A 15,357-nucleotide genomic window follows, 5' to 3' on the forward strand; every position below is an offset into this window, starting at 1 on the left:
GATCTCGACCAGAAGCACGGCTACCGGGACGGCCAGCACGATGCCTACAAGCAAGAGACCAGCGGTGGCGACGTCTAGGAGTGCCATTCTTCGATCTCGCGGCCTATCGCGTTGCTTTTGAAGAGCCGGGCGAGCTTTTCGGCTTCCTTGTCGATGTCATGGCGTCCAACGACACGTGCGTAGCCGGCGTCTCCCATGCGCTTCAGGGCTTCGGGAGAGGAGGTGAGGCAAGCTTCCATGGCGTCCACCAGGGGCGTGATGGCTGCGGCCGGCACGAGCCAGCCGGTTTCCCCGGGGATGACCAGCTCCGGAATGCCCGCGACGTACGTGGTGATCACAGGGCGGCGGAGCGCCATGGCCTCCATGATGACGACCGGCAGGCTCTCCTGGAAGCTCGGCAATACAAGCGCTTCGGCTGCGAGAATCTCGTCGCGCACGGCGGCGCTGCTGATCCAGCCGGTAATGGTGACAGCGCCGGACAGGCCGAGCGTTGCGATGCGGGCTTCGATCTCAGGGCGCATCTCGCCGTCGCCAGCCAGAACGAGATGAGATCCGCCGATCCTCTTGCGCAACTCGCTGAAGGCGTCGAGAAGGACGAGTTGTCCCTTCTGCTCGCAGAGCCGTCCGACGCATACCAGGCGGCCTTTGGTCGGCTCCGGGCTTTCACTTGTGGCGCGGAATTCAGGCTCCAGCCCGCAATGGACTATCTTGATCTTTCCCCAGTCGGTGAGGTTGGCGCGGCGGAAGAGTTGCGCGCGGCAATAGGAATTCACGGCCGCGACGAACTTTGCGTGGCCGATCTTCTTGTCGAGGTGGAGACAATGGGCCTTGTCGAACTCGTCCGGGCCGTGGACCGTGAAGCTGTACGCCGGGCCGCCGAGCAGATGAACGAGTGTCGCGACCTCTGCCGAGTTGGTTCCGAAGTGAGCGTGAACGTGCTTGACGTCCGCTTCGCGCAGCCATTCGAGAATGAGACAGGCCTCGGCGAGATAGATGAGGTGATAGGGCGCGGAACGTTCTCCGCCCCAGGACATGCGCAGGGCTTCGCGCAAGGCGTTCGCGAACTGGCGGGGCGAGGCGAGCAGGGTGCGCCACGACGCCTTCAGGAGTGGCAGCATTCCCCCTTTCAGGGCGTAGCGGGTGCGTGCCTGCTCGGCGATGTCCTCGGCATCCACGACTTCGGCATCCCATCCGCGAATGGCGACGCGCTCCACGGCGATACCTTGCCGCTCCACGGCCAGGATCTCCCGGCGGATGAAGGTGTGGCTGACCTTGGGGTATTGGTTGACGAGATAGGCAATCCGGAGCGGCTCGGCGCCGGGTTGCGTGGCGGCTGCCGCGCTCCGGGCATGAGGCTCGGCTGTGCTGGTCTTGTTCTCGGTAAAGGCGGTGCTCGGGGTCTCGCGATCCATCACCGCAACTCTCAAACTCTCCGCACCCGGCACGGCGGCGTCCCTATTTGATACGCCCGCCCGAGACACATACCTCGTTGCGGGCCTGATCCCGCTCATCCTGCAAGCTCTGTTCCAAGCCCACATACGAGCCGCGCATGTAAAGGAGCGGGCTTGCCTCGGCGGACGCGGATCCTGCGATCACCTGCCCAAAGAATACGGTGTGGGACGAGGCGGTTCTGTATTCGGACAGGCGGCATTCGAGCCGGCAGACGGCGTCGGCCAGAATGGGCGCTCCGGTTACGCCCGGGGACCAGTTGCCGGTCTCGAAGCGGGCTTCTCCATAAGCGCGGGTGGCGCCCGAAAAGACGCGCGCGACGCTCTCCTGATGAACGGCAAGCGCGTTGATGCTGAAGAAGCCGTTCCGAATGATCGGGTCGTGGGCGCCCGCCGTGCGATTGACGCAGACGATGACGGTCGGCGGCAAATCTGTCAGCGAGCACACGGCGCTCGCGGTCAGGCCCATGCGGTTGCCGGGTGCGCCGGTGGCCACGACGGACACTTGTCCAGGTACGTTTCGCATGAGTCCGCGAAACACATGACGGTCGATTGGTTCGGCGCTCATGAACGTTCCGAAAAGCCTTGGCCTTGCATCAGGCCGCTATTCGCCTGTCCTTACGACGACATTGGTCGGATCGCCACCACGGACCGTCCGAAGTATGCCAACAGGCGATTGCAGCATACACCTCAAACCGCCAATACAGTTAAGAGCGGCGAACGCCTTATTTTGGATCAACAATGGCGCGCGGGGCGCGTCATAAACCGAACCAACGGACAGTTCTTGCACGGAAAGCGCGGAGACCATTAAGGCATTGGTCGCGATACGACGAGCAAAGGATGCCGGATCAGGTGATCTTCGAGAGATGCCATATTCCCGACGTGATCAAGATCACGCCAAAGCGGCATGGCGACAGTAGAGGCCATTTCGTCGAGCTTTTTCGTGCGGATCTGTTTCAGTCGCAAGCGGGCGATGTGCAGTTCGTGCAGTACAATCAATCTCTTTCCCGTCCTGCGGGCACGGTGCGCGGGCTTCACTATCAGATCGCGCCGGCCGCTCAAGGAAAGCTTGTCCGTTGCGCGCAGGGTGCGATGCTAGACGTCGCAGTCGACGTGCGGCGCTCCTCGCCCACCTTCGGTCAGCACGTGGCGGTAAAACTTTCCTCGGAGGACGACAGCCAGCTTTGGATTCCGCCGGGGTTTGCGCACGGTTTCTGTACCCTCGTTCCGGATACCGAGGTCTGGTACGCGGTGACGAGCACCTACAGTCCCGAGCACGAGCGCGGGGTTTTGTGGGACGATCCCGACCTCAACATTGCCTGGCCGCTGGCGGGGCTGGAGCCGCTGGTCTCGCCGCGCGACGCCAAGCTGCCGAGATTTCACGACCTTGCGCGCGACTTCGAATAAGCCGGAGAGACAGATGCGTATAGTGGTGACGGGAGGAGCCGGGTTCATCGGGTCGGCGCTGGTGCGCTATCTCGTCAACGAGGCCGGCGCGGAAGTGCTGACGTTCGACAAGCTCACTTATGCGGGCAACCTGGCCAGTTTGCGTGCGGTGGAGCACGCTCCGAACCATCGCTTCCTGCGGGCCGATATTTGCGACCGGCAGGCCGTTGCGGCAGCCCTCAACGACTTCCAGCCGGACCGGATCTACCATCTGGCGGCGGAAAGCCACGTCGACCGGTCCATCGACGGCTCGGCGGATTTCATCCAGACGAATATCGTCGGCACCTACACTCTGATCGAGGCAGCGCGCCACTACTGGCTCGGACTCGATGAGGCGCGCAAAGCAAGCTTTCGGTTCCTTCATGTCTCGACGGACGAGGTCTACGGCTCGCTCGAGGCGGACGGCTTCTTCACCGAGCAAACGGCCTACGATCCGAGCTCGCCTTATTCGGCGTCGAAAGCCGCTTCCGATCATCTGGTCATGTCGTGGCACCGCACCTATGGCTTCCCCGCGATCATCTCCAACTGCTCCAACAATTACGGGCCGTATCATTTTCCCGAGAAGCTCATTCCTCTCACGATCCTGAACGCGCTCGATGGCAAGCCGTTGCCGGTCTACGGAAACGGCTCGAACGTCCGTGATTGGCTCTATGTGGAGGATCACGCCCGCGCCCTGCACCTGATTGCGGGCAAGGGACGGCTCGGCGAGAAGTACAACGTGGGCGGGCGCAACGAGCGGCGGAACATCGACGTCGTGGAGGCGATCTGCGGCATTCTCGATCGGGTGCGTCCGGCGCGCGAGCCGCATGCCAATCTCATCCGCTTCGTGACGGACCGCCCCGGGCACGACTACCGCTATGCCATCGACGCGTCACGGCTGGAAACCGAGCTTGGCTGGCGCGCTAAGGAAACCTTCGACACCGGCATCGAGAAGACGGTGCTGTGGTATCTCGATAATGACTGGTGGTGGCGTCCGCTGCGCGAGAAGGTCTATTCCGGCGAGCGGCTCGGCACTGCTGTCGGCGCCGGATAGCTCCCATGCGCATCGTCGTCACCGGCAAGAAGGGGCAAGTGGTTCAGGCGCTTCTGGAACGCGGGCCTGCGTTCGGCGCTGACATCGTGCCCCTCGGCCGGCCGGAGCTCGATCTCGCGAGCCCCGAGCGCGTGGGCGCGCTGTTGGCCGCTGCGAGGGCGGATCTCATTGTCTCCGCCGCGGCTTACACCGCGGTCGACAAGGCTGAGAGCGAGCCCGATCTCGCCTACGCTGTGAACGCGGAGGGGCCACGGGCGCTGGCGGAGGCTGCGAGCTCACTTGGCGTTCCGCTGATCCATATTTCGACCGACTATGTGTTCGACGGTTCAAAGGATAGCCCCTGGACCGAGACCACATCCCTGCGCCGCTCGGCGTCTATGGCGCGTCGAAGCTCGCGGGCGAAAACGCCGTGCTTGCTGCTTCCCCCAACACTGTCGTTCTGAGGATCGGGTGGGTGTACAGCCCGTTTGGCGCCAATTTCGCGAAGACGATCCTTCGGCTGGCGGGGGAGCGGGACGTCCTGCGTATCGTTTCGGATCAGGTGGGCGCGCCGAGCTCCGCGCTCGACGTCGCCGACGGTGTTCTGACCGTGGCACGGAATGTGCTCTCCGAACCCGATCGGGCGGATTTGCGTGGGCTGTTCCACATGGGGGCAGGCGGCGAAGCCACCTGGGCGGAATTTGCGGCCGAGATCTGTGATTGGCTGCGGGCGAGAAAGGGCAGGACTGTGACGGTGGAGAAGATCACGACCGCCGACTATCCCACGCCTGCGCGGCGGCCCGCCAACTCGCGGCTGGACAGCGGCAAGCTCGCGTCGCTGCACGGCTATCGCATGCCGCTATGGCGCGCTTCACTACCGGGCGTGCTCGAGCGGCTCGCCTAAAGACGATCTCGCGGCATGGCATCGAGGGTATCATGAAGGGCATCATTCTGGCGGGCGGTAGCGGAACGCGGCTGCATCCGATGACGCACGTCACGTCGAAGCAGCTCCTCCCCGTCTACGACAAGCCGATGGTCTACTATCCGCTGACCACGCTGATGCTGGCCGGGATCCGGGACATTCTTTTGATCTCTACGCCGCATGACCTGCCGAACTTTCAGCGTCTGCTCGGTGACGGATCACAATGGGGAATCTCGCTCACCTATGCCGAGCAGCCTCATCCCGAAGGACTTGCGCAGGCCTATATCATCGGCGCGGATTTCGTTGCCGGGCAGCGCTCTTGCCTAATCCTGGGCGACAACATCTACTACGGTCACGGACTGCCGGAGCTATTGAAGGTGGCGGTTGGCCGGCAGAGCGGCGCGACGGTTTTCGCCTACCATGTCACCGATCCCGAGCGTTACGGCGTCGTCGAGTTCGATCAGGGCATGAAGGCGGTCTCCATCGAGGAGAAGCCGGTGAAGCCCAAATCCAACTGGGCCGTGACGGGCCTCTATTTCTACGACGAGAAGGCGCCTCACATCGCAGTGGGGCTCAAGCCGTCCGCGCGGGGCGAGCTCGAGATCACGGACATGAACCGCGCCTACCTCGACAGCGGCACGCTTTCGGTCGAGTTGATGGGACGAGGCTATGCGTGGCTCGATACCGGGACGCCCGACAGCCTGATCGAGGCTGCGGAGTTCGTTCGCACGCTTGAGAAGCGGCAAGGCTTCAAGATCGCGTGTCCGGAGGAAGTGGCGTGGCGGATGCGTTTCATCGACGGGGCGCAACTCGAAGCCGCTGCGGTGCGGCATGGAAAGAGCGCATACGGACAGTATCTCTCGCGGCTGCTCACATCACAGAGCTGAGCGTCGCCGGGAAGCGCGCTTTCATTCGACACCTGTCAGTCAGATGACTGATTTATAACTCGGCCCTCTGCCTCCGAAAATATCAGTCAGCTGATGGAGTTGACCCCGTTGGCGTGCCCGTTCCGCCTTTACGGTGGATCAGCAACGTTAACCAATTTATTTGTTTATCCTTTCCAAAACGTTGATGTAACGAAATATTATCCACGCATCCAAGCCTGAAATTTTACGGTATGGCGCGCTGGACCGGGGCGATGGAGCACGTCTGCGCATGCTTATTTTCGAGCGCGACGGCCAAAGAATTAGAATTGCGCGCGCGTGGTCGGGACAGTTATGGCTGAGAGTAACGTGCACGTTGAGCCCGTGTCGGCGAGGGCTCGGCAGCTCGCGCGGGTGGATAGTGCTCGATCTGGAGTTCTGTCCAAGTTCGAGAACTGCATAACGGCCTGTGCGATTGCCGAAGGGCTCTCGGTCATCCTGGCGGCTGCGGTTGCCAAGTTTCTCTACATCGATCTGTTTCTTGACCAGGATCAGGGCCTGCTTCCCTATCTCGCGCCCGCGCCTCTGCTCTCTGTCACGCTTTACCTATTTATGAAGCAGGCGGGGCTGTACGAGCCCAATGTTCTGGTCGATCGCGTCGTCGGCTACGGGAAGCTCTGGGGGGCGCTCGCGATGTCGCTCCTCGTCCTCTTGGGCATTCTCTACATCTTCAAGAGCGCTGAAGGGTATTCGCGCGGCTGGTTCCTGACCTGGTTCGCGCTCAGCGCCGTGGCTCTCGTCACGGTGCGTGTGGCTGCGATGCGGCGCGTGCGCCATATGGTTGCGACCGGTCAGCTCCGTCGGCGGGTGGCCATCTTCGGCACGCTCGAGTTTATCACCGCCATGAAGGATCAGATCGAAAACTCCGAGCAATCAGTGGTGGTCGAGGGCGTGTATCTCGCCAAGCCCGCCGCGATCGGCAGCTCGGATCTGCCTCTCGACGGTGGCCTCGCGGAGCTCAAGGACGCGATCGAGCGCAACGAGTTCGACACCGTTTTCATCGGCTTGCCGGCCCAGGATACGGCCCGGATTCAAACGGCGGTGAACGGGCTGGCGTCGTACTCGACTGAGCTTTTGCTGTGCACCGAACTCGATCCTTATCCGGTGGTCGTCCACGGCTCGCGGAATTTCGGTCCGCTCAGGACCAACGTCGTGAACCTGGTGCCGCTTTCCGAGAGCAACGTGCTCCTGAAGTCGATGCTGGACTACGCGGTTGCGCTGGTCGGCCTGATCGTGCTCGCCCCGCTGCTCGCGGTGGTGGCGCTCGCCATCAAGATCGACAGCCCCGGCCCGGTCTTCTTCCGGCAACGCCGCTATGGCCAGAACAACAGCATCTTCCGGATCTTCAAGTTCCGCACCATGGCGGTGACGGAGGATGGCCCGACGGTCAAGCAAGCCGAGCGCGATGATCCCCGTGTGACGCGAATGGGCCGTATTCTAAGGCGTACGAGCATTGACGAGCTTCCGCAGCTCCTCAACGTTCTCACTGGCGACATGTCGATCGTGGGGCCGCGCCCCCATGCGCTGGCGCATGATCAGCTCTTCGAGCAGAAGCTCGATCTCTTCTCCCGCCGCCGCCGGGTGCGTCCCGGTTTGACCGGATGGGCGCAGGTGCATGGGTTCCGAGGCGAGACGAAGACGACCGAGGATATCCGCAGCCGCATGCAGCACGATCTCTATTACATCGACAACTGGTCGATCTGGCTCGATATCGAGATCATCACGCGCACGGTGTTCGTGCTGTTCCGCGGCGCGTACTGAGGACGCGCCGTTAGTTCAAGCTATAGCTGACGTGGGATTTGCGTTGGCTGGGAGCCAGACCTCAGCGGCGGGCCAATCCGCCCAGCAGAACGCCCGGAAATACGTACAGGCATTCGAGGTAACGGCGTGCGAGGCGGCGCGGATTGAGCGCCATGCGCCACAGCCACTCGCAGCCGAGGGTTTGGAACACCTTCGGGGCGCGGCGTTGATGGCCGGCGAGGAAATCCAATCCTGCGCCGATGCATATGAACGAAACGCCTTCCACTTCCTGGGCGCACCGGTCGGCAAAAATCTCCTGCTTCGGTGCGCCGAGGGCAACGAAACAGATTTTGGCGCCGGAGCTCTTGATGAACTCGATGCCTTCGTTGGCCTCTCCGGAGAGGACATCAATGCCGTGGGGCGGAGAGTACACACCGGCGATGGTGAGGCCGGGATGGTCTTTCTTGAGATGGCGCGCCGATCCGGCAAGAGAGTCGAACGTGGAGCCGAACAGCAGCACCGGTAGGCCACGGCGGCTCGCTTCCGCGCAGAGAGGCTCGATCAGGTCCGCCCCCGTCGTGCGGGACAGGTGCCGTCCTTGAAGGCGGCCAGCGAGAACGATGGGAAACCCGTCCGCCAAAACGATGCGTGCCCTGTCGTAAGCAGCGCGGAACGCCTTGTTGCAGCGCAGTTTTACGATGTGGTCGAGATTGAGGGTGAAGACCGAGAAGGATTTCCCCGAGCCCACCTCCTCGCAGACGCGTGAAGACGCATCTCCCAGGGAGAGTGTCTCGACATTTACACCTTCGACTAGAAATGGATCGCTGTGCACGCAGGAAACGTCCGCATTATCTGATCGCTTCGATCTGGCGACGCCTCTATAGCATGCGCAGTGTTCCTCCTTTTGCGGCGAAGGTAAAATATGGTTTATTTGATTGGTTAATTTTTTATCCTGAAAATTGCTCGGATTTACCTCGGGCGGGTAGGCACGGCCGAGCCTCGCTGTGCGGACGCCGACCTCGTTTTTCTGTCATAAAACTGTGGCTTAAGCGGGATTTCCATCTGCGGTGTACGCCGTGATGGCTTTCGCGCTGTTAACCATAGCCGCTCTTCGTCGATCTGCAGTCTGTCTTTTTGGATAGCTTGTCGTATTCAATTAATATCATCTCGGGCGGGAATGCTTTAAAAAGGGAATAGGTGCTTTGCATCAATATCCAAATCCGTTTTTTGTGCGACTTTTATTGATCTGATGCGAACGGGTGAAATCTGGCGCGCTTCCTGCAGCCGAGCCCGAAATTGGTGCTTTGCCGTTTCTGTGCGGTCGTATCCGGCAAGGCGCCCGGCCAATTGAGTTGAGACGAGGCAAGTATGTCCGAGAGTGAGAGCGGGGCGTCCCAAAGCGACATCGCGATCGTTGGGATGGCGCTGCGCGTACCCGGTGCCCGTTCAGTCGAGGAGTTTTGGCACAATCTCCGGGAAGGTGTGGAGTCCATCGAGACCCGAACGCCGGAGCAACTGCTGCAGGCTGGCGAGAGCCCGGACAATCTTCGCCGTAAGAATTATGTCCCCCGGACCGCGGAGCTTCGCGGTTTCGAAGGCTTCGATGCCGAGTTCTTTGGGTTCAGCCCGAAGGAAGCGGCGATCATGGACCCGCAGCATCGCCAGTTTCTGGAATGCGCGTGGGAAGCGCTGGAGGATTCGACGCGCACGCCAGAGCGCATCGCGGGCCCTGTCGGGGTGTTCGCCGGCTGCGGCATGGGCAGCTATTTCTATTTCAACGTCTGCAGCCATCGCGCCCTGGTCGACAAGACGGGCATGTTCCTGCTTCGTCACACCGGCAACGACAAAGACTTCCTCGCGACGCGCGCGTCCTATCTTTTCGATCTGCATGGGCCGAGCGTGAACGTGCAGACGGCGTGCTCGACATCGCTCGTCGCCGTGCATTATGCCTGCCAGAGCCTGCTCAGCGGCGAATGCGAGATGGCGCTCGCGGGTGGCGTCACTATCGAGCTTCCGCAAGGGCGGGGCTATCTTTTCCAGGATGGCGAGATCCTTTCGACGGACGGTCATTGCCGGGCCTTCGACCATCGGGCCTCCGGAACCGTGTTCGGAAGCGGCACGGGTGTCGTCGTGCTGCGGCGGCTGGCGGATGCGCTCGCTGACGGCGATCCCATCCATGCCGTGATCAAGGCGACGGCGATCAACAACGACGGCGCAAGCAAGGCGGGCTATCTCGCCCCAAGCGTCACGGGGCAGGCCGAGGCCATCGTCGAAGCGCAGGCGCTGGCGGGTCTCGAGGCGAGCTCCATCGGTTATGTGGAGTGCCACGGCACGGGGACGTATCTCGGCGACCCGATCGAGATCGAAGCTCTCACTCAGGCGTTCCGCCAGACGACCGACAAGACCGGCTTCTGCCGGGTCGGCTCGGTGAAATCCAACATCGGGCATCTCGATACCGCGGCAGGTGTCGTCAGTCTCATCAAGGCCGTTCTCTCCGTGAAGCACGGGGAAATCCCGCCGACACTCGGGTTCGAGAAGCCCAATCCGGCCATAAATTTCGCCGCCAGCCCGTTTGTTGTGAACGACCGGCTGACGCCCTGGACGTCCACTGGCGCCCCGCGCCGCGCGGGCATCAACTCCCTCGGTGTCGGCGGGACGAACGCGCATGTGATCGTCGAGGAGGCGCCTCTGCGGAAGGTGCCTGCCGCGCGCGCGGATGCAGGCCCGCAGGTTCTGGTTCTCACGGCCAAGAGCCGCAAGGCGCTCGACGAGGCCGGTAAGCGGCTCGCGAAGCATCTCGAAGCCAATCCGGATCTCGGGCTGGAGGACGTGGCCCACACGCTGCTCAACGGGCGGCGGCATTTCGAGCATCGCAGGGTGGCTGCCGTCGCTGACCGGGCGGATGCGATGGCGCTGCTTGCTCAACCGGACACGCATCGCGTGTTTACACACACGCCCGTCGAGGGAACGGCCGAGGCCGTGTTCCTGTTTCCGGGCGGCGGAGCGCAGTATCCGCATATGGCGCGTGCTCTCTATCGTGACGAACCCGCGTTCCGGCGCGTCGTCGACGAAGGGCTCTCCTATCTTCCGGCACCTGCCGCGCAAGAGATCCGGGACATCTGGCTTCCGCAGGGTGCGGAGGCGGCCGACGCGGTGGAACGGCTTCTGCGGCCCTCGCTTCAGCTTCCGGCCATTCTCATCGTGGAGGTTGCGCTGGCGCGCCTCTGGATGAGTTGGGGCGTGAAGCCCGCAGCGCTCATCGGCCATTCGATGGGCGAGAACGCGGCGGCGTGCGTTGCCGGCGTGCTGAGTTTCGAGCGAGCGGTGAAGCTCGTGCGGTTGCGCGGCGAACTGTTCGACGAGGTTCCGCCCGGCGGAATGCTGAGCGTGGCGCTTCCCGCCGAGGCGCTGAAGGCGCGGCTGCCCGCCGATCTCGATGTTGCCTCCATCAATGCGCCCGAGCTTTGCGTCGTGTCGGGCTCGAACGACGCCCTTGATGCTTTCCGTCAGGTGCTCGTCGCTGAAGGAATCGAGGCAAGCCGTATTCCGATCGACATCGCGGCTCATTCGCGGATGCTGGCGCCGATCCTCGAGCGCTTCCAGGATTTTCTGCGCTCGACGCCTTTGTCCGCGCCCACGATCCCGATCGTGTCCAACCTGACCGGTACCTGGCTGACGGCGGCCGAAGCCCGCGATCCCGCCTACTGGACGAAGCACCTGCGCTCCACGGTGCGGTTCGGCGACGGCATGGCGCTGCTCGCTGCGCAACCGTCGCGCGTTTACATCGAGGTCGGGCCCGGCCGTGTGCTCGGTTCGCTGGCCAAAGCGCAAGGCATTCCGGCCAATCAGGTGATCAACAGCCTTCCTCATTCGGAGGAGGCGATCGATGACAATCTGCATTTCCTCACGGCGCTTGGGCGTGCGTGGGCGGTTGGCGTGGCGGTGCCGCTCGAGAAACTTTCGGAAGGGGCGGATCCCCAGCGGGTCAATCTCCCGACCTATGCGTTCCAGCATCAGAGCTATTTCCTAGAGCGGATCGCGGCCAGCGGCGCAGCGCAGGAGGACGCTTCGCCTGCCAAGATCGCCGACATGGCGAATTGGGGATGGCAACCGGTTTGGAAGCAATCTTCGCCGAATGTGCGGCTCGATGCGGAACAGGAGGCGTCGTCGTGGCTTGTGTTCCTGGACGATGGCGGTATTGGCGCGGGGCTCGTCGCCCGGCTTCGTGAACTCGGCCATACGGTGCGCACGGTCACCTTGGGTGATGCCTTCGGCGTTACGGCAGCGGGCGACTATGTGCTCTGCCCGGAGCAGGGTCGCGACGGCTATGACGCGCTCGTGAAGGATCTCACGGGCGCGGGCGGCGTCCCGCAGCGGATCGTGCATCTTTGGCTGGCGACGCACGACGAGAGCTTCCGTCCGGGATCGAGCTTCTTCCATCGCAATCAGGAGCGGGGCTTCTACAGCTTGTTCTTCCTGGGGCAGGCGCTGTCTGATGCCGGCCATACGCTTCCGACCCACATCACGGTTCTGACCAACGGCATGCAGCGCATCGGCAACGAGTGCCTTGCCTATCCCGACAAGGCGACGGTGCTGGGTCCCGCGCAGGTGCTTCCCCGCGAGATGCCCAATGTGTCCGTGCGGGTGATCGATATTCCGCTCGCCACCGGCGGACGTGAGACGTTCGTGCGGCGTCAGCGTGCGCTGCTGGTGAAACGCCTTGCCGCCGCTTTGGATGCGCAGGGCGCGGAAGTCTCGGCGGCGGATCGCATCTGGGACGACATCCTGGCGGAGCCCTGCAACGAGATCGTCTGCTACCGGAAAGGCCGGCGCTGGACACAGAGTCAGGAGCCGCTTTCTCTCGACAAGGCCGGGGAAGGCGAGGCCGTGTTCCGCGAGCGCGGCGTCTATCTGATCACGGGCGGCCTCGGTGAGCTTGCAACGGCTTGCGCCGAGGATCTGGCGCGGCGTTTCAAGGCTCGGCTCGTGCTGGTGGCGCGCACTGCGCTGCCCGACAGCGCGGAGTGGGATGGCTATCTGGCCGCTTACGGCGAGAACGACCGCATCGGCCGTGCCATTGCCGCGGTTCGCAGGATCGAAGCTGCGGGCGGCGAGGTGGCCGTGGCGCAGGCCGACATCACCAATTCGGAGGCGATGCGCGCCGTCGTCGAGACGGCGAAAGCCCGTTTTGGCCGTCTCAACGGCGTGCTGCACACGGCCGGCGTCGTGAAGGACGATCTGATCGCCCTCAAGGCTCTCTCCGACATTGAGGACGTTTTCGCGCCCAAGATCCTCGGCACGCTGGTGCTTGCCGAGGTGCTCAAGAAAGAACCGCTCGACGTGATGGTGCTGTTCTCGTCGACGAGCACCGATACGGCTCCGGCCGGTCAGGTCGACTATGTGGCGGCCAACGCGTTCCTCAACGCGTTTGCGGAAAGCCGTGTGGGGTCCAGCGTTCGCACGATCGCCGTGCATTGGGGCGTGTGGAAGGATGTCGGTCTGGCGGCGCGCGCCATTGCGCAGGCCGAGCAGCAAGATGCCGCGCCGGTTGTGGAAGCGGCGCTTGGGCCCTTGTTCGACCGGCGCGTGCGCGTATCGGACAAAGAAGAATGGCTCGAGGCGCGTCTCGACAGCACGCGCCATTGGGTGCTGAACGAGCATCGCCTTAAGAGCGGCCATGCCATCTGGCCGGGCACAGGCTACATCGAGCTGATCGCGGAAGCCCTCTCCGAGCAGCGGATCGAAGGGCCGTTCGAGATCGAGGATCTGACGTTCCTCAGGCCCTTGCACGTTCCCGACGACGAACCGCGCACAGCGCGCGTCACGCTCACACCGGAGGCAGACGGCTATCGGATCGCGATCGACAGCGAGCAGCCCGGAGCAGCGCTCGTGCGTCACGCGGAAGCTATCGTGAGGATCGCGCCTTCCTCCAAGCGACGCGTTATCGATGCCGCCAGGATCGGGGCTGCCTGCGAGACGAAAGCGCTTGTCGCGGGTGACAAGCCGCATCGTTCGGCGCAGGAAGATCACCTGAGGTTCGGTGCGCGCTGGCAGGTGCTGCGCTCGGCCTCGTTCGGGCGTGGCGAGGCGCTGGCTCAGCTTGCACTGTCTGACGATTTCGTCACCGATCTCGATCACGGCTATCTGGTTCATCCTGCCTTGCTGGACATCGCGACGGGTTACGCCATGAACCTGATCGACGGCTATTCGCCGGCGGCGGGCCTGTGGGTGCCGATGACGTACGGCAAGCTCTGCATCAACGGGGCGCTGCCTGCCAAGATCTGGAGCCACGCCCGCCTCAACACGTCGAAGGATCTGGGACCGGGCTACGCGACGTTCGACGTCACGATTGCCGACGCCGAGGGGCGTGTGGTGATCGAGGTCGAAGGCTTCACGATCAAGAAGCTCGCGGCTGGAACCGATCTCTCGGCGTCGCTCTCGAACGAAGGTGAGGCGAAGACGGCCGAGGCTTCCAAGGGAAGCGATACGGCGGAGCTCTCGCCCGCACTGGCGCGGCTTGCCGCCCAAGTCGATCAAGGCATTCTTCCGGGTGAAGGGTTCGAAGCGCTTTTGCGCGCAGTCGGCTCCGGTAAGCCGCAGGTGATCGTGAGCTCGATGGATCTTCCGGCGCTGCAGCGGGCTGCCGCGCGGGCCGAGGTTCAGGCGGCGGCATCTTCTACGACGTTCGAACGGCCGGATCTTGGTGTCGATTTCGTCGAGCCCGGCACGGATATCGAGAAGGCGCTCGCGGGCTTCTGGACCGAGCTCCTCGGCGTGAAGAAGATCGGCATTCACGACAGCTTCTTCGATCTCGGCGGGCATTCGCTGATCGCGGTTCGCCTGTTCCGCATGATCAAGAAGGCGTTCTCCGTCGAGTTCCCGATTTCGGTGCTGTTCGAGGCCCCGACGATCGCGCAGTGCGCAGCCCTCATCGAGCAGAGTGGCGTGAAGCCTCAGAGCGATGCCGGTGCGGATGCAGGAGCGACTGTCACTGCCCTCGAGCGGCCGCGCCTGCTGCACCTGGTGCGGATGGACAGCGGCAAGGATCCCCGGCGCACGCCGTTCTTCCTGTGCGCGGGCATGTTCGGCAACATTCTCAACCTGCGGCATCTGGCAGTGCAGATCGGGGCAGACCGTCCCGTTTACGGCCTCCAGGCGCGGGGCATCTACGGCGGTCAGGCGCCGCACGAGACGTTCGAGGAGATGGCGCGAGACTATCTTGCGGAAGTTCGCACCGTGCAGCCGCATGGTCCCTATCTGCTCGGCGGGTTCTCGGGTGGCGGGCTCGTGGCCTACGAGATGGCGCAGCAGCTTCGGGCCGCTGGAGAAGAGGCCGCGATCGTCGTTCTGCTCGATACGCCCTATCCGGCGAACCCCGTGCTCTCCGCGCAGGACCGCTTGATGATGAAGATGCAGGATGTCGAGAAGGAAGGTCTCTCCTTCTTCAGCAACTGGGTGCGCCGCCGCATTGAGTGGGAGCAGCGGAAGGCGCAGGCGCGTGCCGGCGTGCAGCCCAAGTCTGCCGAGCAGTTCCACAACGAGGAGATCGAGGCTGCCTTCCGCCGTGCGCTTTCGCGCTATCAAGGTGCGGCCTACGACGGGTCCGTTCTGTTGATGCGTCCGAAGCTGCAGGTCGCCTACCGGGTGACCGGCGGGCGCGAGCTCAATCACGAGCGCAGCCTGCTGCGTGCAGACAATGGATGGTCGCCTTTCGTTGCGGACCTCGCGATCCACGAGGTTCCGGGCGATCACGACAGCATGGTTCTTGAGCCGAACGTGCGCGTTCTGGCGAGCCACCTCCGCCAGGAGCTGATGCGGGCCGACCGGAGCCGGACGGTTCAGCAGATCGCGGCCGAGTAGCGAACA

At 63.3% G+C, this 15,357-nt stretch carries 8 protein-coding genes and 1 pseudogene; 6 read left to right on the top strand and 3 right to left on the bottom strand.

Annotated elements, in window-relative coordinates; genetic code table 11:
• Positions 1 to 74: 74 nt before the first annotated feature.
• Complete coding sequence (locus F812_RS0102350; RefSeq protein ID WP_020084351.1) at positions 75 to 1,412, bottom strand: glycosyltransferase; 1,338 nt, start codon at positions 1,410 to 1,412, stop codon at positions 75 to 77.
• Positions 1,413 to 1,455: 43 nt separating this feature from the next.
• On the bottom strand, positions 1,456 to 2,016 hold the full coding sequence (locus tag F812_RS22240; RefSeq protein ID WP_083929032.1) for a flavin reductase family protein: 561 nt from the start codon (positions 2,014 to 2,016) through the stop codon (positions 1,456 to 1,458).
• 272 nt (positions 2,017 to 2,288) lie between these two features.
• Between F812_RS22240 and rfbC the strand changes: the two genes are divergently transcribed.
• The 5 genes and pseudogenes from rfbC (at position 2,289) to F812_RS0102380 (ending at position 7,512) form a co-directional block, all read left to right on the top strand.
• Positions 2,289 to 2,855 (top strand): dTDP-4-dehydrorhamnose 3,5-epimerase, encoded by a 567-nt coding sequence (gene rfbC / locus F812_RS0102360; RefSeq protein ID WP_020084353.1) that lies wholly within the window; start codon positions 2,289 to 2,291, stop codon positions 2,853 to 2,855.
• A 13-nt stretch (positions 2,856 to 2,868) separates the two neighbouring features.
• Positions 2,869 to 3,927 (top strand): dTDP-glucose 4,6-dehydratase, encoded by a 1,059-nt coding sequence (rfbB, locus tag F812_RS0102365; protein WP_020084354.1) that lies wholly within the window; start codon positions 2,869 to 2,871, stop codon positions 3,925 to 3,927.
• A gap of 5 nt (positions 3,928 to 3,932) precedes the next feature.
• A pseudogene (rfbD, locus tag F812_RS22245) lies at positions 3,933 to 4,810 on the top strand (dTDP-4-dehydrorhamnose reductase).
• A 32-nt stretch (positions 4,811 to 4,842) separates the two neighbouring features.
• Complete coding sequence (gene rfbA / locus F812_RS0102375) at positions 4,843 to 5,715, top strand: glucose-1-phosphate thymidylyltransferase RfbA (protein ID WP_020084355.1); 873 nt, start codon at positions 4,843 to 4,845, stop codon at positions 5,713 to 5,715.
• Positions 5,716 to 6,045: 330 nt separating this feature from the next.
• Positions 6,046 to 7,512: an undecaprenyl-phosphate glucose phosphotransferase gene (locus F812_RS0102380; RefSeq protein WP_083929033.1), complete on the top strand. Its 1,467-nt coding sequence runs from the start codon at positions 6,046 to 6,048 to the stop codon at positions 7,510 to 7,512.
• A 61-nt stretch (positions 7,513 to 7,573) separates the two neighbouring features.
• Here F812_RS0102380 and F812_RS0102385 read toward each other — a convergent pair whose 3' ends face one another.
• A complete protein-coding gene (locus tag F812_RS0102385) occupies positions 7,574 to 8,323 on the bottom strand; it encodes a WecB/TagA/CpsF family glycosyltransferase (RefSeq protein WP_026867790.1) in 750 nt (249 codons plus the stop codon).
• Positions 8,324 to 8,859: 536 nt separating this feature from the next.
• On the opposite strand from F812_RS0102385, the gene F812_RS0102390 reads away from it, so the two are divergent.
• A complete protein-coding gene (locus F812_RS0102390; protein WP_020084358.1) occupies positions 8,860 to 15,351 on the top strand; it encodes a type I polyketide synthase in 6,492 nt (2,163 codons plus the stop codon).
• Positions 15,352 to 15,357: the final 6 nt, after the last annotated feature.

The organism is Hyphomicrobium zavarzinii ATCC 27496, assembly GCF_000383415.1.
Classification (GTDB): Bacteria; Pseudomonadota; Alphaproteobacteria; order Rhizobiales; family Hyphomicrobiaceae; genus Hyphomicrobium_C; species Hyphomicrobium_C zavarzinii.